Annotated in this window: 19 protein-coding genes; 3 read left to right on the top strand and 16 right to left on the bottom strand. The window is 41.7% G+C overall.

All coding sequences use genetic code 11. The annotated features are described in order from the left end of the window. Positions 1-6 precede the first annotated feature (6 nt). Positions 7-966 carry a polyprenyl synthetase family protein gene (locus tag KA713_16485; GenBank protein ID UXE66042.1) on the top strand — a complete coding sequence of 320 codons (960 nt, stop codon included), beginning with the start codon at positions 7-9 and terminating at the stop codon, positions 964-966. A 23-nt stretch (positions 967-989) separates the two neighbouring features. Here KA713_16485 and KA713_16480 read toward each other — a convergent pair whose 3' ends face one another. The 7 genes from KA713_16480 to KA713_16450 all read right to left on the bottom strand — a co-directional run bounded on the left by KA713_16480 (position 990) and on the right by KA713_16450 (position 7,781). Beyond that, positions 990-1,856 carry a hypothetical protein gene (locus KA713_16480; protein UXE66041.1) on the bottom strand — a complete coding sequence of 289 codons (867 nt, stop codon included), beginning with the start codon at positions 1,854-1,856 and terminating at the stop codon, positions 990-992. After that, positions 1,853-3,751, bottom strand: a complete 1,899-nt coding sequence (locus tag KA713_16475; GenBank protein UXE66040.1) for a peptidylprolyl isomerase — start codon at positions 3,749-3,751, stop codon at positions 1,853-1,855. The genes KA713_16480 and KA713_16475 overlap by 4 nt, the downstream gene beginning before the upstream one ends. Further along, complete coding sequence (locus KA713_16470; GenBank protein UXE66039.1) at positions 3,748-4,119, bottom strand: hypothetical protein; 372 nt, start codon at positions 4,117-4,119, stop codon at positions 3,748-3,750. The genes KA713_16475 and KA713_16470 overlap by 4 nt, the downstream gene beginning before the upstream one ends. 95 nt (positions 4,120-4,214) lie before the next feature. Then, entirely contained in the window at positions 4,215-6,329 is a 2,115-nt protein-coding gene (gene feoB / locus KA713_16465) for a ferrous iron transport protein B (protein UXE66038.1), read from the bottom strand. Continuing rightward, on the bottom strand, positions 6,329-6,553 hold the full coding sequence (locus KA713_16460; protein UXE66037.1) for a ferrous iron transport protein A: 225 nt from the start codon (positions 6,551-6,553) through the stop codon (positions 6,329-6,331). Before KA713_16460 ends, feoB begins: the two co-directional genes overlap by 1 nt. A 110-nt stretch (positions 6,554-6,663) precedes the next feature. Then, positions 6,664-7,077 (bottom strand): aminoacyl-tRNA hydrolase, encoded by a 414-nt coding sequence (gene arfB / locus KA713_16455; protein ID UXE69164.1) that lies wholly within the window; start codon positions 7,075-7,077, stop codon positions 6,664-6,666. A gap of 2 nt (positions 7,078-7,079) precedes the next feature. Beyond that, the gene (locus KA713_16450) at positions 7,080-7,781 is read right to left on the bottom strand and encodes a hypothetical protein (protein ID UXE66036.1); all 702 of its coding nucleotides are present in this window, start codon (positions 7,779-7,781) and stop codon (positions 7,080-7,082) included. Positions 7,782-8,174: 393 nt separating this feature from the next. On the opposite strand from KA713_16450, the gene KA713_16445 reads away from it, so the two are divergent. Together KA713_16445 and KA713_16440 are read left to right on the top strand one after the other, a co-directional pair. Beyond that, positions 8,175-8,849, top strand: a complete 675-nt coding sequence (locus KA713_16445; protein UXE66035.1) for a DUF1669 domain-containing protein — start codon at positions 8,175-8,177, stop codon at positions 8,847-8,849. A 200-nt stretch (positions 8,850-9,049) separates the two neighbouring features. Next, positions 9,050-9,706 (top strand): ureidoglycolate lyase, encoded by a 657-nt coding sequence (locus KA713_16440; GenBank protein UXE66034.1) that lies wholly within the window; start codon positions 9,050-9,052, stop codon positions 9,704-9,706. A 32-nt stretch (positions 9,707-9,738) separates the two neighbouring features. On the opposite strand, the gene KA713_16435 is transcribed toward KA713_16440, so the two are convergent. The 9 genes from KA713_16435 to KA713_16395 form a co-directional block, all read right to left on the bottom strand. After that, entirely contained in the window at positions 9,739-10,713 is a 975-nt protein-coding gene (locus tag KA713_16435) for a hypothetical protein (GenBank protein ID UXE66033.1), read from the bottom strand. Between the two features lie 79 nt (positions 10,714-10,792). Next, positions 10,793-11,686, bottom strand: coding sequence for an Abi family protein (locus KA713_16430; protein UXE66032.1), 894 nt, complete (start codon positions 11,684-11,686; stop codon positions 10,793-10,795). A gap of 123 nt (positions 11,687-11,809) precedes the next feature. After that, positions 11,810-14,647 (bottom strand): S9 family peptidase, encoded by a 2,838-nt coding sequence (locus KA713_16425; GenBank protein ID UXE66031.1) that lies wholly within the window; start codon positions 14,645-14,647, stop codon positions 11,810-11,812. Between the two features lie 89 nt (positions 14,648-14,736). Continuing rightward, on the bottom strand, positions 14,737-15,339 hold the full coding sequence (locus tag KA713_16420) for a hypothetical protein (GenBank protein ID UXE66030.1): 603 nt from the start codon (positions 15,337-15,339) through the stop codon (positions 14,737-14,739). A 1-nt stretch (position 15,340) separates the two neighbouring features. Further along, entirely contained in the window at positions 15,341-15,820 is a 480-nt protein-coding gene (locus KA713_16415) for an RNA polymerase sigma factor (GenBank protein UXE66029.1), read from the bottom strand. Between the two features lie 208 nt (positions 15,821-16,028). Then, positions 16,029-16,556: an SgcJ/EcaC family oxidoreductase gene (locus tag KA713_16410; GenBank protein ID UXE66028.1), complete on the bottom strand. Its 528-nt coding sequence runs from the start codon at positions 16,554-16,556 to the stop codon at positions 16,029-16,031. Positions 16,557-16,628: 72 nt separating this feature from the next. Then, on the bottom strand, positions 16,629-17,459 hold the full coding sequence (locus KA713_16405) for an AraC family transcriptional regulator (GenBank protein ID UXE66027.1): 831 nt from the start codon (positions 17,457-17,459) through the stop codon (positions 16,629-16,631). A gap of 186 nt (positions 17,460-17,645) precedes the next feature. Beyond that, positions 17,646-19,199 (bottom strand): IPT/TIG domain-containing protein, encoded by a 1,554-nt coding sequence (locus tag KA713_16400; protein ID UXE66026.1) that lies wholly within the window; start codon positions 19,197-19,199, stop codon positions 17,646-17,648. Positions 19,200-19,288: 89 nt separating this feature from the next. Next, positions 19,289-20,395, bottom strand: coding sequence for a helix-turn-helix transcriptional regulator (locus tag KA713_16395; GenBank protein UXE66025.1), 1,107 nt, complete (start codon positions 20,393-20,395; stop codon positions 19,289-19,291). Positions 20,396-20,446: the final 51 nt, after the last annotated feature.

Here is a 20,446-nt window from a genome sequence, read left to right as displayed (position 1 = left end):
TTAGATATGCTTAATCAATATAAAGAACAGATTGAATCAGAAATCACCCGTCAAAAGTACGGCCAACAGCCCAATTCGCTTTACGAGCCCATTCGCTATATCATGTCTCTTGGCGGAAAACGCTTGCGCCCTCTGCTCACATTGCTAGCCTATTCATTGTATAAAAGCAATGTTAAAGATGTAGTGAAGTATGCCGTGGCGGTGGAGGCGTTTCACAACTTTACTTTGTTGCACGATGACATTATGGACAAAGCACCCCTTCGAAGAGGCAAAGCCACTGTGCACGAAAAGTGGAATGTAAATACCGCTATTCTCTCAGGCGATGTGATGTTGGTGCGGGTGTATGACATGTTCTTAGAATTGGAGGGAGAGAAACTTAAATCTGTTTTAAAAATCTTCAATCAATGTGCAGCCGAAGTATGTGAAGGTCAACAATGGGATATGGAATTTGAATCGAAGAAAAAAGTTACGGAGGCACAATACATTGAAATGATTCGTTTGAAGACAGCAGTGCTGTTGGGCTTTGCACTGGAGCTAGGTGCTGTTTTGGCCGATGCGCCCGAAAGTGATCGTGTAGCGTTACGTTCTTTTGGAACTAACATCGGGATCGGGTTTCAGTTAAAAGACGATCTGCTAGATGTATATGCCGACCAGAAAAAATTTGGTAAGCAAGTTGGTGGCGATATTATTGCCAATAAAAAGACCTATCTACTGATCAAGTCAATTGAAAAGGCAAGAGGAAAAGATAAAATAGAATTGCAGAAGTGGCTAACAGTTAAAAAATTTGACAACCGAAAAAAGGTAAAGGCAATCACAGCGATTTACGATAGATTAAAGGTCAGTGAAATGACCGAACAAAAAATCAATTTCTACTTTGGTGAAGGCTTTCAATCGCTCGATAGACTTTCAGCAAATCAAACAATCCTTAAATCATTCGCGGAGGAGTTAATAAAGAGGCAATCCTAATGGTGCGGAATTTCAAAGCTTTTTTAATTCCTTTTATAGTATAAAAGTCTCCCCATCTCCCCCCTTACGGCTTCACTCAACGTATAAAATCCTTTGCCGTCTCGCGCCCAACAGATTGCCTCACCTTGCCGTTCACGTTCATAAGCAAGCTCAATCGGTTTTGTCATTAATAGCTTCTCCAAGTCTAAATTGTTACTGGCTTTCCAATAATAAACACGGTCGTAGTCTTTCATCAACACTTCATTACCATCGGCAGAGATGCTGGCAGCTACAATTTTATGAAATGGTAGAATGGCAACCCGGATGGCAGTAAGTGTATCTCTAGTAAAAGGATATTTTACTTGATACAATCGAACGGAATCTTCGCGCTTCGAAACCAAATACAGGTCATTTGTTTTGGGTTCGATCATAATCGCTTCCGTATCGCGCACCCGATCCTCCAAAACAACTTTGATTGTATCGAATTTGGTGATGGTGATCTCTGCTCCCGTTGCAAGCGAAGGTTCCTCAAATCGATAAATTAGTTTCACCTTGAATTTCTCTAGGTTATCTCCAATGTCAGCCGCATACACATACCTCTTTCCATCACGTGGGTCAATTGCTAAGGCGATGTCTTCAAAATCACGATTTTCAATCCCTTTCAACTTACACACGAGCTTGATCTGGGCTTTCGTATCGATCAAAAAAACTTCCGCTGGATGGCCACTATCATTCAACGTCCAGAAGTGGTTTGGTTGAGCAATGCTCTCTACCAAACCCGATGCTTCTTCCAATCGCTTCACTACTTGACCCAACGATTTTCCTTTTGCAAATAACTGCGAGTTGGCTGATTTTTTTTCTTGGCAGCTCCCTACCACCAAACAGGTGAGGAGTATGATAAAATACTTCATTTGATTAGAGACACATCGATAATTTTGTCGCCCACTTCCATGGCATGAACTACCTCCATGCCTTTGCTAACGGTGGCAAATATAGTGTATCGTCCGTCTAAGTGTGGCGTTGGTGAATGGGTAATAAACCATTGAGTGCCTTCGGTATCTTTTCCGGCAGATGCCATGCCCACGGAGCCTTCGGTATATCTTCGTAAATTAAACTCCGAGCGGATCGAATAGTCTTCGCTGCCAAAACCATCGCCCCGGTTGCAGCCGCCTTGGATTACAAAATTGGGGACCACACGATGAAAATTTTTGTTGTTGAAATATTTTTTGTTCACCAACTCTACAAAATTGGCTACAGAACCAGGGGCTTCTTCTACCCATAACTTTAGAATAACATCACCCTTGTCTGTTTTGATTTTTACTTGTTGGTTAGCAGGAATCGACTTTACCAATTTCCAATCGATGGGATGATTAAATGGATTCGTGGGGAAATTAGGTTTTTCTTTTCCTTCAAAATAGGCAATCGCTTCCTCTAAAGGTTGCAACGCCTCCACATCTTTCGGTAAAGAGAGTTTACTTTTCGCAACCAATAAGAACGAGTAATCCTTTATTAATTCTTTAAATTTTAGTTCTGGATTTTTAAGTGCGGAAGTAACAATACCAATCACACCAGGGTCGCCTTGCAGAATGGCCTCTTGGTAGGCGGCCGCAAAATCTTGTTGTCTTTCTTTTGAAAATTTCTGATTAAGGTTGACCAATGCTTGAGCTCCAGTGGTTTTGACAACCAAAACTGAATTATTTTTTAATTCGTTGGCAACAAAATCAAACATAGCCATCGACACCGATGCCGCATTGAGCAATGCTGCTTTTTGATAATCGTTGGTTGATTTTTTATAAAGTCGAATGATCTCTTCTTCAATTCCAGCTTTCCCCAATTCCAGCGCAAGCTTGTAGAGATTAGATTGGATCCTCCAGTTTTTAGTCGCCTTTGATTTTTCTAAAATCTGTGTTTCTAATTCGGGTAGCGCCTTCAATGTTTCGGATGCGGCAATGCCCACATTTGCATTCGAATCATTTAAACTTTCAATGACTGCTTGTGAAGCCTTTAATGAATTAAAACTTGCCAATGCCCTCACAGCAGAAATCCTCACCCTGTAATCCGTGTCTGTTTTTAATATTCTGATAAGAGTATTAACTGCTGCCGCAGAATCTAGTTTGCGTAAAGCATTTACCGCTGTGATGCGCACAAAAACATTTTTATCGGCACAAGTGCCAAGTAAGAGAGTACTGTAACGATTTATTTTTATGTTTTGAACACGATTGAAAAAATGAACCGCTCCCAATCGTGCACCTTCGGGATACATATTTTTCAAAAACTCGCTTTGCTTTGCCACTATTGTCGAGTCGACCAATCCGCGCAAGCCAAGTTGATAATTGGCCCACGCCAAACCGATTTGCGAAAGCGTGTCAATTGGTAAGACTGCTTTCAAAACTGACAAGTCTTCTTTGCGTATTGTTTTTCCTAATGCCTCCAACACTTCTCGTTTTACCCGAATATCTTTGTCTTGCAGCGCTGGTATCAGTGCGTTGCCCGATGCAATGCAATTGGTTTGCCCCAAAGCGAAGGCTGCAGCCATGCGCGCCTCCACAACGGGGTCTTCCAACACCATGTTTCCAAGTTGCAGCGCGGCAACGCTATCTTGCACCGATGCTAGTGCCAAGGCAGCGGCTGTTCTGTATTCGGGATTTTTGTTTAGTAGGAATTGAATAAGGCTATCCGTTTGCCGATGATCTTGGTAATCGGCTATCGCCAATAAGGTTGTATCTGAAAATTTGTTTGGAGAAGAGCTACACCCAATCAAAAGTGAAACGAGTATGGCTGCTATGAAGCTTCGAAGGGTAATCAATATACAGTTGCTTTAGCCTTTTCAACCATAACTTTAAATTCAATGGCCACCATTCTGATGGAATACAATAACAAGCGAACTTCTTTTACATGTACAGTACTTTCTACTTCTGACATTTTGTACAAATGGACAAATGCGCTTAGTTTTTCGGAGTCCGAGCACTTGTTCAACATCTCACTACCTTGTTGATAAATTTCCTTTTCTTTTAAAGACCTTACATTGTTTGAAAACTCACAAAAGCTATTGTTGGCGATTTGTTCTTTGGATTTGATGCGCATCAAGGCTGTTTCTTCTTTTTCATCGATGACATCGGCACTAATGAGCAGGTGTGCGAGATAAAATAATCCAAACGGATAGTTTTTATTCATAGCCAACTTTTCAACTGGGTAAAGTTAAAATAAAGTACAAAATGAAAAAGGGCAATTTTTGAGCAGATATTACTTTCGTTTTTGAAAGGAGCTACCTATGACATGGTTTGGAAAACAATAAAGGCCGATAAGTAGGCCAACCCAGTCATGTAAGCCAACTGAATAAGAGGCCATTTCCATCCTTTGGTTTCGCGCTTCACGATGGCCAACGTGCTCATGCACTGCATGGCAAAAGTATAAAATACCAAGAGCGACATACCCACTGCGGGTGTGTAGCGAGGGCCACCTGTCTCTGGATTAATCTCTTTTTTCAGCCGTTGTTTAATGGTGGGTTGGTCTTCGGCACTGCCAATGCTATAAATGGTTGCTATGGTACCCACAAACACTTCGCGCGCAGCAAAGGAGGTCACTAAAGCAATTCCGATTTTCCAATCAAAGCCCAAAGGCTTAATCACTGGCTCGATACTTTTACCGAGTTTGCCAGCATACGAATGCTCTAATTTATAGGCCGCAACATTATCTGCAATTTGGGCTTCGGTTAGGTTAAGCTTTTGTCCTTCCTCCCGCATTAATTTTTTGGCTGCATTCATTTCGTCAATAGGGCCATAACTAGCCAGTACCCATAAGATAACCGAGATGGCTAAAATTACCTTCCCCGCTTCGAATACAAAGGCTTTGGTTTTCTCAATAATGGTGTAGCCAACATTACTCCACTTGGGCATTCGATAAGTGGGTAGCTCCATCATTAAAAAACTCCGCTCTGTTGTTTTAATGATGAATTTCATCGCCCAAGCCGAGAGGATGGCGGCCAAAAATCCCAACAGATATAAGCCCATCAACACCAACCCTTGGTAATTGAAGAAGCCAAATAATTTGGTGTCCGGAATAATCAATGCTACTAAAATGGTGAATACCGGCAACCTTGCCGAGCAACTCATAAAAGGTGTTACGAAAATGGTGATCAACCGATCCTTCCAATTATCAATCGTGCGCGTGGCCATGATGGCGGGTATGGCACACGCCCAACCTGACATCAATGGCACCACACTTTTCCCGTTAAGGCCGAACTTTCGCATGATTTTGTCCATCATAAAAACCACGCGTGCCATATAGCCTGTTTCTTCTAAAATAGCGATGAAAGCAAACAAGATGGCAATCTGTGGAATGAAAATAACAATGCCGCCAATGCCGGGCACAATGCCTTGTGAAATCAATTCAAACAAAGGTCCCTCCGGCAGTTCTTTCGCCAACACATTGCTCAGACGGGCAAACGAATTATCAATGAAATCCATCGGGATTTGCGCCCACGCAAAAATGGACTGAAAAATTAGGAACAGCACCACAAAGAAAATGAGGTAGCCCCACACTTTGTGCGTCAGTACCTTATCAATGCCATAGGAAACTTTTTTCCACTCGCGGGTGGATTTTTTAATAACGATTTCATTTAACAGCTCTTGAATGAACCCGTAGCGGGTTACGGTTTCAGCCCCTTGGTATTTATGGGCGAAAAATCCGTTTTCCTTTGCCGTTGATTTAATAAACTCGCGTTGTTCAGGTTTTAAAAAAACGAGATTATCGGGTTGCTGAAGATATTGGTAAGCTTCGTAATCGGCTTGCAGGTGAAAATGGGTTTTGATTTTCTCAACTACAGGCCTTATTTCTTCATCAATGGTAAATACTGTTTTGTGCGATGCCTTCAGATCCTTTGCCATGCAGCGCTTTAGTTCCACAATTCCGTGGCCTTGCCGAGCATTAATCATCACCACGGGCATATCCAGCTTGCTGGCCAATTTCTTTACATCCATGCTCAGCCCCGACTTCGCGGCCAGGTCCATCATGTTCAAAGCCAATACCGAGGGAATCTTGAGATCCATCAATTGCGTAAGCAGCAACAGACAGTTTTTTAAATTGGTGGCATCGGCAATCAGTACTACCTTGTCGGGGTAGAGCTTGTTTTGCTGATCGGTAAAAATTTCGGTTACGATTTTTTCATCTAAGGTTCGGGGATACAAACTATAAATGCCCGGCAAATCGATTATCTCTCCCTGTATGTTTTCATCCAATTGACAAAAGCCAATCCGCTTGTCAACCGTTACGCCCGGAAAATTTCCGATTTTTTGGTTAAGCCCTGTCAGTTGATTGAACAAAGATGATTTGCCTGAGTTTGGTTTGCCCACCAGGGCGATTTTTAAGCGCTTTCCGTTTGCCATTAGTTGATAATGGTAATGGTGGAAGCCTCTTCAATACGTAGCGATAGATCGTAATCTGAAACGGTAACGCACACCGGATCGCCAAAAGGTGCGGCAAAATTGAAGCGGATAGCCGTCCCAGGCAGAAAACCCATCTCCATCAACTTAATGGCAATTTGCTCATCATCAAAATGGGCAATTACCCCTGTCTCGCCAGGCTTCATTTCTGATACCGTTTTGGCCATTTCTTATTTAGACTGATTTTAAACAGTGCAATATAAAGGCGCAATCGATACAAAACAATGATTGGAGTCAGGGTTTTTGGGTTCTATGCGCTTGGGTTGGGGTCGGCACTTTAATAATCCACCCGCCTCATCTTCTTTTTCTCGCCTTGCCTTTTCTTGCTTTCGATTCGCTTTTGCACTGCAACTTTGCTCGGCTTGGTAGCCTTCCGTTTTTTCTTTTTAACAAAGGCTTTGGTGAGCAGTTCATCCAGCCTTGCCAGCGCGGCTTCTTTGTTTTGCAGTTGCGAGCGCTTGTCTTGTGCAGAGATGACGAGTTCGCCCTCAAGGGTAATGCGCGAGGCAAGTTTTTGGGTGATGGTGTCCCTTTCTTCTGAGGAAAGAATGACAGAAGCAACCACTGGCCAACGCAGGGTAACCTTTGTATTAACTTTGTTTACATTTTGCCCACCCGGCCCGCTACTGCGCGAGGTAACGAATTCTAATTCGCTTGCTACTAATTGTGAAGTTACTTGGCGCGTTGGCATGGTTAGGTTCTTAACCATTTGATGAACTTTCCCCATAGCGTGTTAGGTTGGGGCTCTTCTACTGTAACCACTTCCTCCACTTCTTCCTTCACTAACTTTATTGGCTTATTAGGTTGCTGCTTTACTTTGTTTAAGTAGCGTTTTGTCTTTAGCTCTTTTTCTGTCTTCAGTTGCTCTTGTCTTTTTCGTTCGGCCTCCCGCTCCTCGCGTTCTCGTTGCAAGCTTATGGGGTTTCGGTTGTCCCTGCGGTCAAACTGCTTGCGTTCGCGTGGTTGACCAAATTTTTTATGAGGTTTTTCCTCGGTTGTTGATCCTTCGGTGGTGGTATCTTTTTTCTTCGGCTCGGGCAATTCAATTTTGCCAATTACTTTTAAGCCAGGAAGTTCAACTTTAGGCACTTTGATAACTTCAATGGGCTGCTTATTATTTTCAATTACCACCTCCGCGGAAGCGATTGGTTCATGATGAGTTGTGGCCGCAACCTCCACAGGCATTTCGGCAGATTCAATTTTTTCTTCGTCTGCTGATTGTACAGAAATTTCTTCTAACAAGGCTGGCGCAAAATGGCCAACCACTACTTTCATGTGCTCGTCTTCTATCCGTGCATTGGAAGAATCTTGCACAGTGATTTGTTGCGTGGCAAGAAATTCGATGATTTCACTTTGTTTGATCGATACCTTTCTGGCTAATTGGGCAAGCCGCATAAAATTTAAAAATTTAGGCAACAAATATACTGCGAAAAGTGATACTAAGGCTAGCTTCCTTCTTTGGTATGACCTTTGAAATGGAGCATAACCACTTTGTATAACCTCTTCACCAATCATCAAAAAGCGCTGAGCCATCGCCAATCATTTTGTTCATTTGTATCTCTATTTTAAACATCGATGCCCATTGCCAAATGGCTACGAGCTATTGCAAGGCTTGCGCGATAAAAATATACCGGCCGAATTAATTGTATAGAAAGGCTTTGGTCACGGCATTACCAAGCCGAAAGAACGATTGGCCGCAACATGGCACAATTGGCAGTGGTTTAACAAGTATGTGTGGGCAGAAAAAATTGAATTGCCAGTGGGCGAGAAAAAATAAGTCAGAAAAAAATGGATGAACTAGTAGCCTATCTGCAAAGCAGCATTGCAGACGAAGTTTTTTCAAAAGAAGAAAAGCGAACCTTCAAATTGCTGGTTCAAGAAAAACTGCTTGACCAAAATCAACTGAATTTTTTGCGCGGCAAAGTGTTTGAATTAGCCGATCAAAAAATTAATCCAAACAACTATTCCTTTATTTTAGAGTGGACCAAAACGGCTATCAGTGCATTGGCTACGCCACCACCACTAACGACCGATGCATTCTTTAGCCCCGGGGAAGAATGCTGGACCACTATCACGCATTACATTGATCGTGCTACCAAGCAATTACTGATTTGTGTATTTACGATTAGCGATAACAACATCACCAAAAGTTTGCTGGCCGCCCACAAAAGAAGAGTTCAAATCAAATTGATTACCGATAATGACAAGTCGTTGGATATGGGGTCTGATATTGATGAATTGGCAAGGGCAGGCATTGCTGTGAAGATGGACATCACACCCAACCACATGCATCATAAATTTATGATTGCCGACCAGCGCACTTTAATTACCGGCAGCTACAACTGGACACTGAGTGCAGCGAAATACAACCACGAAAATATTTTGGTCACAAGCGAAGCCGGGGTAATCAAATCTTTTGCAAATGAGTTTGAACAATTGTGGTATGTGATGCAAGCGTTTTAGTGGTAATCTATAGTTATGCATGATTTAGGTAGCTACCGATTCCTGGACTTTCACAACTAAAATTTACTCATCTTTATTTTCTGTGAAATCTGTGGTGTTTTTTGAGTGGGTCAAATAAGAGGACGAGATTTGAAATTCAACCCACAGAAACTTCATCATTCCATAATCTTGGTGTCATGCCAGTTGGTTAAAATTGTAGGATGATAACGAATGCCCCACCTGATTACCTCAACCCAAATTTGCCTGAAGGGCTTGGTCGAGTTAAAGTTCCCATCATCGAAGCAACTGAGATGAGCGTAAAAAACTATGGCTTTTTGGTAGACAACCCCGCACATTTTAAGATAGAAATTTCTCGATGGCCCGCGCAAGGTTGGCGGCCTGTTGATAGCGACAGTGGCGATGAAGGAGGAACGAAAGAAGGTATTTTTCTAAGTGAATGGAAAGGCGAGATACTTTACGGAAGCAATGAGGCAGTAGGAGGAAACTATGTTTTAGGTTATGGAAACGAACCCACACAAGCATCAACACAAACAAACAGTAAACCCAACAAGATACTGTTGTGGCACGCTAATTATCACCCCGATGGTGGTCAACTATTTTTTCCGATCGATAACCGACCCTACCTGGTGCCAGTGGCATTGCCAGGAGATGACATTCGCCCTGACCAATTTATTTGCTTTTTATGCGAGGGCAATAAAGGTTTCTACATCCACCCAAATATTTGGCACGAAGGCGTTTTTGCCATTGAGGGAAGCCAACGATTTTTAGATCGGCAAGGGGCGGTGCATGCACGGGTGTCGGTGGACTTTGCCCGAGAGTTTCAGTGCTTGCTGGAAATACCTTTGTCAGATTTGTAGGACCGCTGGCAAGTCACCGAAAAACAACCGCACTACCCAAACAAATCGAGTTGGCGTTTGCTTACGGTATTCTGTTTTTGCTTTTGTTTGGCTTCTGGCGTTTCAATTGTTTTACCTCCTTCTGAATAGCTGCTCACACTTAAAATATTATAGCCAATGATACGCTCTACGCCCACACCGTTTATTTTCTTTTCGATTTCCAATGTGCAAACGATGCTAGAGCCACTTTTAAATTCCACTTTGCCGGACTGCACCATTTCCATAAAATCGTCAGATTTCATTACAAACGAAATGGCCGACCCGTTGTACATTCCCCGCCATTTGTGTTTGCCTTTCATGAGCACGGGTGAGATAATTTCAATTTGCGCATGTTCCACCGTCTGCGGAGCGACTGCATTGGACTGAACAATAAAATTTTTAAAGTCCTCGCGGTCCACTCGTTGTTCTTCGGTTAGGGGCTTCTTCGCTTCGTCTGTTAGGGTTACTGAAATGCTTTTTACCTTCAGGTATTTGCGGAGCAAATCGTAAAAATTAGATCTCCGTTTCTTTATTACGGTGTCTTGGTCGAGAGAAGATAAAAGATTGGCAGCCGCAGCCTTTAGTTGAAGAATATCCTGTTGAAGAGATGTTCGCTTGGCTTCATCAAGTTCTTTTTCATCAATAAGTTTATCTAGGCATGTGTCGATTGCTCCTTGGACCGAAGTATTGTTCGGTGTAGATACGCTTGCCGCTACTATGGTATTTACCAAGACAATTTTTTGGAGAGGTGTTCTTTTGGGGGATTTGGCAGCAAGCGTAAGCCAACTTTTCAGTCCACCCTTCCCCGATGGTTCCGTTTCCATTTTAATGGCCACCCCGCACAATTTAGCAACGGCCTTTGTTAGCTCCAGCAGCTCGCGCTCGCATTTGTTGTGCACCAGCGCATCCATGGTGTGCGTTTTGTCGCTAAACCAATAGTGAAACTGAAGTTTGCTAATCATACCAAATAAATCAGGAGCATTGGCCATAGCCTAACAAGGTTTAACAGAAAGGGCAACAAAGTATTGAATTCTGGTGGGAATTGAAATAAGATTAAGCAATTAAAGGCTATTGCCAAATAGGTTCATTCCTCCAATTCACAGGGAAGCCCATTCTGCCTAATTGAATATTCGGAAAATTTTGAAATAATTGCGATAGCTCTGACTTTATATGATGCTTTGGACTTACTTCATTGTTAAGATAAATTATAGCTGAAAGAATTGGAAAGATTTTGCGTCTTTGAACGTTATTGGGAATATAGCTTAAGAGTGGTTTGTTCGTGCTTGGAGGCCAATCATATTTATTAATGACAACTCTGTTCCATAGCCTTCCATGATGCGCAATGATATTTCTAATCAAGGTTATCGTGAGCAACCAGCTAGCAAGATACTTTTGATTGTTTAGACCAAATTCATTAGCTATTTGACTTTTTTGAGGCATTTGATGTTTAATATTCTGATAAAGCTTAGAAAGAGTTCCAAGTGTTAAAACCTCTAATCCTTTCCAGCTTTCTGGGTGTTCCGTTGGATGATTTTCAAAATGCTTTACTATAAATTCTTCGCTACTCCTACCCATATCAGAATAAATTTTTGATACAAACAAGGCAAACTCTTTTTGTTTATCAAATAAGGATGGATTTAAATACCATTCAGCACCATGAGACAGGGAGAAGTGATAAATTAATTTTGTACGCAAGGCAATTTCAATTCGCTCGATTGCATTAAAGACAATAAGCCGGAAATGTCTATCAAAGTTGTATAAGTCGATTACATCTTCAAAAACGCTTCCGTTTCGAAAATGATGATTCACTTGATTGTCCTGCATTTCCCACCAATAACCTTTTAACCTGTAGTATGAGATATTGGAAAGAAAATGCGGAGCATTAGGCAAATCCTTAAAAGTCATGTTGCGACTTTGTAGAAGGGTAATTTGCTCAGTGATTGTTTTAGGCGGTTTGGGCATAAGCCAAGATCGCTATTGTGCAAAAAAAGACCCGCATGCTGTTCTTACGGGAAGCAATACGGGTACGGTTAGTACAAAAGTACAATATTTTTTACATTTTCTGCAGAATTTCTACAGTATTCCTTAATACCCCTTCATAGTCCCCTTCTCCACAGCAGATATCCCTTGCTTCATCCACGGTGCCATGGGTGTGCCTTTCAGGTAGTGGTCAAAAAACTGCATCATGCGAATGGCGAAGTCGGTGCGGTCTTGCCGCTGTGTGAGGCCGTGGCCCTGACCGTTGTAGTTGAGCATCCACACGGGCTTGTTCAGCCTACGCATAGCCATATAGAATTCGATCCCTTGGTACCACGGCACCGCGCCATCCGCATCATTGTGCATCATTAGTAATGGCGTTTGCACTTTGTCGGCAAAGAAGATGGGGGAGTTTTCTAAATAAAGCAATGGTTTCTGCCACAGTGAAGCCCCCAATCTGGTTTGTGATTTTTCGTATTGAAACATTCGACTCAAACCACTCTCCCAACGCACACCACCATATGCACTGACCATGTTCACTACAGGTGCGCCCGCTTCAGCAGCAGCAAATAAATTAGTGCGCGTGATCAAATAAGCTGCTTGATAGCCTCCCCAACTATGGCCTTGTACTCCAATATGTTTCTCATCTACAAATCCTTTGCTGATTAAAGATGTAACACCCGGCAACACGCAGTTATGTGCACTCTCGCCTGGGTAGCCGATTTTGTAAACGATGTCTGGCACAAAAACCAAATAGCCATTACTGGCATATAAAGAGAAGTTAATAAAAGACCGAATAGGCGCTGGTGCATAGTGCTGATGGATGTCGTCTGCATACTTCTCGTAGAAATAAACCATCATCGGGTATTTCTTTTTTGGATCAAAGCCTTCGGGCTTATATAACAAGCCTTCTAGTGGAATATTGTCCAACGAAGTCCATGAAACTTTTTCAACCGAGCCCCAGAAATAATTTTTCATTTGTAGATTAGCATCAGTAATTTTCTTTGGCGTTGCAAATGAGAAATCGGTGGTCCACACATCGGGATATTCGCGGAAACTCTCTCTGGTAAAAAGTAGTTGATTCGCATTCTTAGCTTTCGCAGTAAACGAATAGCGATGATCGCTCATCATTAACTTTGTCAGTTGATTGGTTTTTAAATTGAATTTGTAGTAGCCCGAAGCCTTGGTCGTTTCATTAAATGCACTCAACAAAAGTTCTTTGTCGGGATCTATAAATCTTTCTTCACTATCAAGCCGAACATAACGGAATCGAATCTTTTCAGTGCGGCCAATCTTAGTAAGATTGACAGGCGCTTCATTGCCTTTTGGATCGAGTGACCAAATATCGTAGCGGTCGTAAATCAATAAGTGCACATCATCTTTTGTCCAACCTGCCAAACCATATGAGCTTGGAAAATCAGGGTGGTCATCTTCTTCATCGCCTGCGCGAATGCCTTTTGAAACCGGGCTGGTTTTTTCTGTAGCGATGTGATGGGCAAACCAAGTTGTATCAGGCAGGCTATACCAATACACATACTCTGCTAATGGCGAGAGATTGGCGTTTCCTTTTAATTTTTCTTGCACCAATTTTCGAGTGTTAGTGGACAGATCAAACACATATACGTCTGAAAAATTCTGGGTGTCCCATGTAATCATCTTTCGGTGCTTTACATCACTTTCTCCCAGCAGAATTTTTGAATTGCCCTCGTTACCAATGGTAATCGTGGGAACATCTTTGTTGCCTATCTGCCTAATGGTATTTGTTGCCAAATCATAGGCTACTAAATAGCTGCGCTTCTTTTCAGTATCCAGCTGTTTGTTTTGCTGCGAATAAATATAATCGTCATTGCCGCCCCAAACTTCGACAACGGCCATTTCTTCGGGAAGCAGTGTGGTATCGGCAACGGCTGGAGTTGGTGCTGAACCAAAAAATAATTTGCTCCCATCTTTGCTGAATAGCGGTGTGTAATGTTCGCTTACCAACCAATTCGTGGGCAACACCAATGCTTTTTCCGCATCGACAAATTTTGCTGATGCCTCGCCTTGCTTCCAAACGTGAAGTTGGAAATGGCGCACGAGTGCTTTTGTTGTATCGGTGTCCACTAAGAAGGCCGCTTGTTTTCCGTCTTCGCTGATGGAAAGGCCTTTGTATTTGAATTTAGATTTGCCTTGATGCAATGCGGCAAGATTGCCGTTGGTCAAGTCATACCAATATACGCCCGCTTTCATGGTCGAGTCGTTTCCCGTGGAGGAAAACAATAATCCTTGACCAAATTTGGCGAACGTATAGTCTTTTACATATCCAAAAGACTTTTCCTTGGCATCTGCTAATGAGCGCAGCACAAGGGTATAGCCGTTATCATCGGAGTTGCCTTTTTTCTTTTTAGTAGATTTTTTCTCTTCTTTCTTTTCTTCAGGCTTTACCTCGGTCTTGGGTTTATCATCCACCTTGGGCTTTACTTCCTTTTTAGCTTCTAATTGATACGCCACCCATCCGCCTGCCTTCTCAGGGATTTTAAATGATTTTACCTCGGCTACTTTTTCAGTTTTTCTTGTGGCTATTGAATAAATGCCTAATGAATCTTTTGGCAAATCTTCTTTTTTCTTTTTCTGCCTTCGCAATTCCTTCACTACATTCTGCTGCGGCTTGATTTTGAAGACGACTTGCTTGCTATCAAACGTGAGCCCGATTTCGGCTGCACGCTTAACAGAATCTTGCATATTGGTTTTGAGATGATAGAACACGGCCTTGCCATCTCCATCTTGCGGGTTGATAGTCATCACGGCCACCGCGCCATCGGGAGTTAATGATTTATATGGAATTTCTTTCCAGCCATCATACACCGAATGAGTTAACGGTTTTTTGGCAGTGGGTGTAGTGGTGATTTTTTTCTGTGCAAAGGCAGAAAACGAATTCAAGCAAAGAAGCAATACAAGATAGCGCATGATAAAACGTTTGCACTAAAGATGTTCTATTTTCGGCATGAAAACAACGCCTATGTTATAAAGTGTCTTGTTTTGTTTTGTTCGGTGAACTAATTGGGTCTCTGCAACTCGTCAATTCGAGCTTTTAATTCGGTCAGGCACTTCTCATAAGATACCTTGTATAGCCAGCGGGTCAGGTAAAAACCGGCTGGCGTAAGAACAGCACTGGTAACAACCATGATGATGATGACCTCTTTTATCTCCAACATCTTCATCACGTTTCCACTTCCCGCAGAGCCACCCATTAAAAAGCCGGACGCAGCGGCAAACGGATAGATGAATAGCGCCACTCTTTCCTGAAATCGAATATTCTCCGTAATAAATTGATGGGTATACTCCAGTGCCTTTTTTAAACTCTGATCAATGGGCAACACGACATTTACTTTTTGATACATGGAAAAATTAGCTGCAAAAAAGAAAATATAGCTGGCTATCATAAACACCAATCCTGCTTTTACAATAGTCTCGTCAAACAAAAAGAAAAGAATTATAAAGCCAATCAAAAAGACAAACGAAAAACCCGAAGTCCATAAATAGGCATTCTTCAGCTTCTGTACCGGGTGCTTAGATTTTTTTTGAATGTGAACAGCTCCTAACACAGGCTTGCTGAGTTTATCTGAATCTAATTTTTTCCAAAGCTCCCCTAATTCCATACTACAAGGCTTTCAACTTTTTAGTCAATGTCTCTTTTATACGATGCAGCTTTACTGCCACATTATTTTTGGTCAATCCTGATATCTCTGCGATTTCTTCATTTTCATAACCATCCAAATGCAGCGTGACAATCATGCGGTCAATTTCATTTAGTTCGCGAATGGCGATATACAAGGCTTCTGTTTCTTCGCTTTGAATCTTATTGCCCGAACTGGTTTTCAACAACGACAAATCTTCATGCGGAACAACTAATTGCGGTCGTCTTTTAAACGTAAGCACGGTATTTAAACCAACTCGATAGAGCCACGTAGAAAACTTTGACTGCCCTTTAAAGTTGGGATACGACCGCCATGCTTGAAAAAGAATCTCTTGAAACAAGTCGCGCTCATCTTCTTCATGGTTCACGTACAGCCGAATTACTTTAAAGATAATTCCCCGGTTCTCTTCAATGAGGTTGGTAAACTCTCGTTCAGATGCCATACTTTACTTTTCGCGTCTTAGCTAACATCTTACCCCAACCAAATGTTTAATTTAACCATGAGTCGGTTTAATGTCCACAAGATTACAGCGTTTGGAAACAATTGTAAAAATAAATGCGACCCGCTTTTGACGGAAAGGTCTTTGTACGACTAAAATGGTGATTATTTTAAAAGTGCTTTCAAAATTTGAAATAGTATTGTTCGGAAGTTTATTTAGGTTCCACCGGATTTTTTGCATTGGGGTCAATTACTGTATTTTGGCCTGCTGTGAGTAGCCAAACGTTATTTTTCTTCACAAATACCAATGTTAATAAATCATCTGCTTCTGGTCGTTTGTTCACACCTCGATCAATTCCATCGGGCGGAAAGAAAGCGCCCACGTGAATTTGCAATGTGGATACGGCAACATTGTTTGTAACAAAACGCACACGCACACTTTTCTTTGTAAAAGGCACGTTGTTGAAAATCGCATCGAATATTCGTTGATGGCCTACAATCATTTCTTCCTGTCCCCGCCAATGCATGCCCACAATATTTATCCATTCGGCATCTGGTGTAGTGTAGGATTTCATGTTTTTGGTGAACTGGTGTGTTACACAATCCGACAGGTAAACGTCAATCTGCGCTTTGATTGCTTCTTCGTCTTTTACACTTTGAGCATGAGCGCAAAGCGAGCCTAAGACAAAGGCCATTAGAGTTATTACAATGAAAATTGTTATGTGAAGTTTTGTTTTCATTTTGGTAAATGTTTGTTTTCAGCAAATCTATGGTTGCTACATTTACCAGTCGATGTAAAAAACTGACAATGTTTACCGAATGAAAAATGTGCCATCAGGTGATGCCATCTCTTGTGCCATCAGCAGTGATGGGGTCACTTCTGCAAACTGCTTAAAGTCGCGCATCAGGTGCGAAAAATCGAAATAACCAGATGCCTCTGCCACTGCTAACCAGTTCATTGACGGTTGCGCGGTCTTCAATTTGAATGCGTTGTCAAAACGCGTTACTCGGGCAAAGAATTTGGGGCTCATGCCGGTTCGATCGTAAAAGGTGCGCTCAAATTGCCGCGCACTCAAACAGGCTTCATTTGCCAGCCAATCTAACGATACTTGCCCTCTGTTATCTTTTAAATAGGTGATGGCTTTGTCAATAGGGCGTGTCTTTATTTTTACAGAAGCAATGCGGTGCAATAGATAGTTTTCGATAAGGGCAATCATCTGTCGGTAATCACTCAATTCCGCCAACTGTTCGTTCAAGATTTTTATTTCGGGAGATGAAAGAAATTCCGCATTAATTTCTTTGTGATTGAATTCTTGTATTGGCATTCCCAATAAATGGTATAAGAACCCGGATTTGAAACATACTTGAATAATCAGATGGTCGTCTCCAAATTCAATGTTTATCCGCGAGTTTTGGTTGCCAACAAAAATACTTGAAGCAGATTTACGTCTTTCTCCCGTACTGTTTACAATTACGTTCACGTGGCTGCGTGGATAGAAAAAAAGCGATTGGTTGGCATCCGGTGGAACCGGTCTTAATCGTTGATCGGCCCGTGCATCCCTAAGATTTACGTGTGAAAGGAGGAAGTTCTTTACATACGGATCAAGTTCATGCCTCGGCCTGATAGAAGGAAGAAAAACCATACTGTAATGTTACCTACTACAAGGCATTTTCAAAACAAATAATAAAAAATGTCAGTTTTTTACACCTCCTTGGGTATAGTTTGTTTTTGAACAAAGGAATTCGTTGGAGGTGGGCAATTCCAAAAGCATTGCTGTTGAAGATCAGGAAACGTTAGTTAATTCGGAATCAAATCAACAAGTTTTGAGTTACATCGGTATTGTATTCAGTTGCTTTATTCCATCAATCAGCAAAATCAGTTTTCTATTTTTCTCATCTACCGTAATACCGGCTACCCTTCCAAATGGAATCGTGCAACCGTCAGCCAAATAAGTACCGTCACTATTAATGGTACTAAAGGCCATTTGCTTCACATTTCCGGTTGGCGTTATTTGATGGAGGAAATAACTGGTTTTGTTTCCTGATGTAAACTCTCCGGAGGCATACACATTCCCTGCAGCGTCAACAGCTACTTCAAACATCTCCACAAAGGCGGTTGATGGATGCGTGTAATAGGTACTTACTTCGCCAGCTAAAGTGATTTTTCGAATAGACCCAGAACCTATTCCCAGAGATCCCCATTCGGCTACATAAATAGTTCCCTTCGCATCAATGGCAATGGAGTTGATCAATGTAAATCGCGCGGCAGTTCCAGTGGCATTTAGAGCGCCCGCCAAAGTTGGGGATCCGCTACCTGCCAAAATGCTGACGGTGCCAGACGGGGTTACTTTTTTCACGCAAAAGTTTCCATAGTCTGCCACATAAAAATTTCCGGCATCGTCTTGCACGACTCCTGTAGGATTATAAAACCCTTTCGCAATGGTGCTTACAATTCCCGAGGGCGTTATTTTACGAAGTGCGCCATTGTCTTTAACGTTAGTTGAGTTTAAGAAATAGATATCGCCCGTTTTTTTATCGAAGCTAAGCCCGTTGGGAAACGCTAGTGTAGCCGTTGCAACAGGGCCATCTTCTGTACCCAGATTGGAGTTGTTTCCAATATAATTTTGCCCCGCCACGCGTGACACGATTCCACTTGGTGTAATTTTATTGACTTGTGATAAATTATAATCTGTTACATAAAAATTTCCATCTGAATCCATTACAATCCCATTTGGTTGATCCAAGACCCCTACCTGGGTGTCTTTAATACTGGTAAGTGTAAAGGCGGGCGGCAGTTGAAAAGATGGACCGTTGGCTACTTGCCCTGCTACCTCTACAGTAATGTTTCCTGTACTAGCTAATGGAGGCACGCGTGCCAACAAGCTGGTAGAAGATGCTTGTAATACTGTGGCAACACTCCCATTAAATTTTACAATATTATCGGAAGGAGTTGCTGAAAAATTAGAACCGGAAATGGTTACTTCATATCCGCAAAAACCGGAGCTAATGCTGGTAGATACGATTACAGGTTTCTTATCGTCTAAAACGCTGAACGCAATTTTCGATTGAGTGGATTTTGAACCCACTTTAACTGTAATGGCTCCCGAAGTAGCACCAGCCGGAACCGTAACGGTTAATGAAACGGCAGTGGCAGCTGTGATGGTGGCACTCACACTACCAAAATTGACAGAATTATTAGACAAAGTAGTAGAGAAGTTCTTTCCCGTAATGAGAACCGAAGTTCCAACAGCGGCTTGATCAGGAACAACGGACACTATCTCAGGATTTTGATTGTCTACTTTTGAATCATCCGACTCGCAAGAAGTAAACAAGAATGCACTTGCGACCCAAACTGTTAACATTACCTTAACAATTGCTTTCATACATTTTTAACTTTTAGTTTTCCTTTCAACGATCAAATGAACGCATAGGCGAATTATGAATCGTTCGGAATCAGGATTTCGAACGACATTTAACTTGGGATGGAACGATGATTCTTTTTGTACACACTCGGAGTGATGCCTACGGTTGATTTAAAAAACGTATTGAAAACAGTTTTTGATTTAAATCCAGCCTGATACCCGATGCCTTCGATTGTTAAGTGATCGTTTTTGGGATTGACCAAAAGGTTCTTGGCTTCTTCCACACGAAGTTCATTAATAAACCGATTAAAATTCACTTTTCCGTATTGATTAATCATTTTCGATAGCCGTTTGGCCGGGGTTTTAAGTTGCGCTGCTAAATCGGCAATTGTTAAATCTGGGTTGGCAAAAATTTTATCATGACGGATCTCTTCTGTAAATTTTTCATACTCTGCAAATGTGACATCCGATTTTTCACTTTCAGAATTAGGTTCATCGGCTACCTCTAAGGAGGCAAATCCTAATGTGGTTTGGCGAATACCAGCAATGGAAACCCAATAGATAAATATGACAGCCAATAAACTATCAACCAGTAAGATTGTATTTCTTGAAATATCGTTGATAACGAAGTAGGCTGTTGACAACTGATAAAGGTAAACGATGATTAAAATGCTTGTTGTAAAGAGAATCCAACGAAGTAACCTTTTTTGAGTGTTGGAATAAAAATTAAGGCTCTTTCTTTTAAATTTTTTAACGATCACGATAGTGGATATCAGATAAACCAGTGAATAAATGTTTAGAAAAACCCCGTAAACAAAATCAATTATCTCATTTATACTACTCCACCAGGTCCGTGCCAATTTTGGAGGCAACAAAAAAAGCACGAATAGAAATCCAAATTCAATTAATCCCAATGTTAAATGAGCAAGAAGCAATTTACGTGAGAATTTTGTGCCTAAACTCTTCACATATATATATAGTAGCGGAGCTACTAAAAAATAAAATCCAATCGGGAGGAAAAGTAAGCGCGGGTATAGCTCTAAACCCCCAGCGTTTCGAATCAGCCAAGATAAAGATGGAGCCGTAAAGGCAATAAGAAAAATGCCTAAGAATAAAAGGGAAACGTTCTTTCGCTTAAAGAAAATAAGTGCAAGACCTACTCCTAGACCTTGCACTAATCCTAGAATTCTAAATACATCTTCAGTGGAAAAACTCATTGAGCTAAAGTAATTAACAGAAGGCGCAATTCAAAACGGCAGATTCTGTGA

It is taken from the genome of Chryseotalea sp. WA131a (assembly GCA_025370075.1).
Lineage (GTDB): Bacteria > Bacteroidota > Bacteroidia > Cytophagales > Cyclobacteriaceae > ELB16-189.
This window is presented reverse-complemented; position numbering and strand designations above follow the sequence as displayed.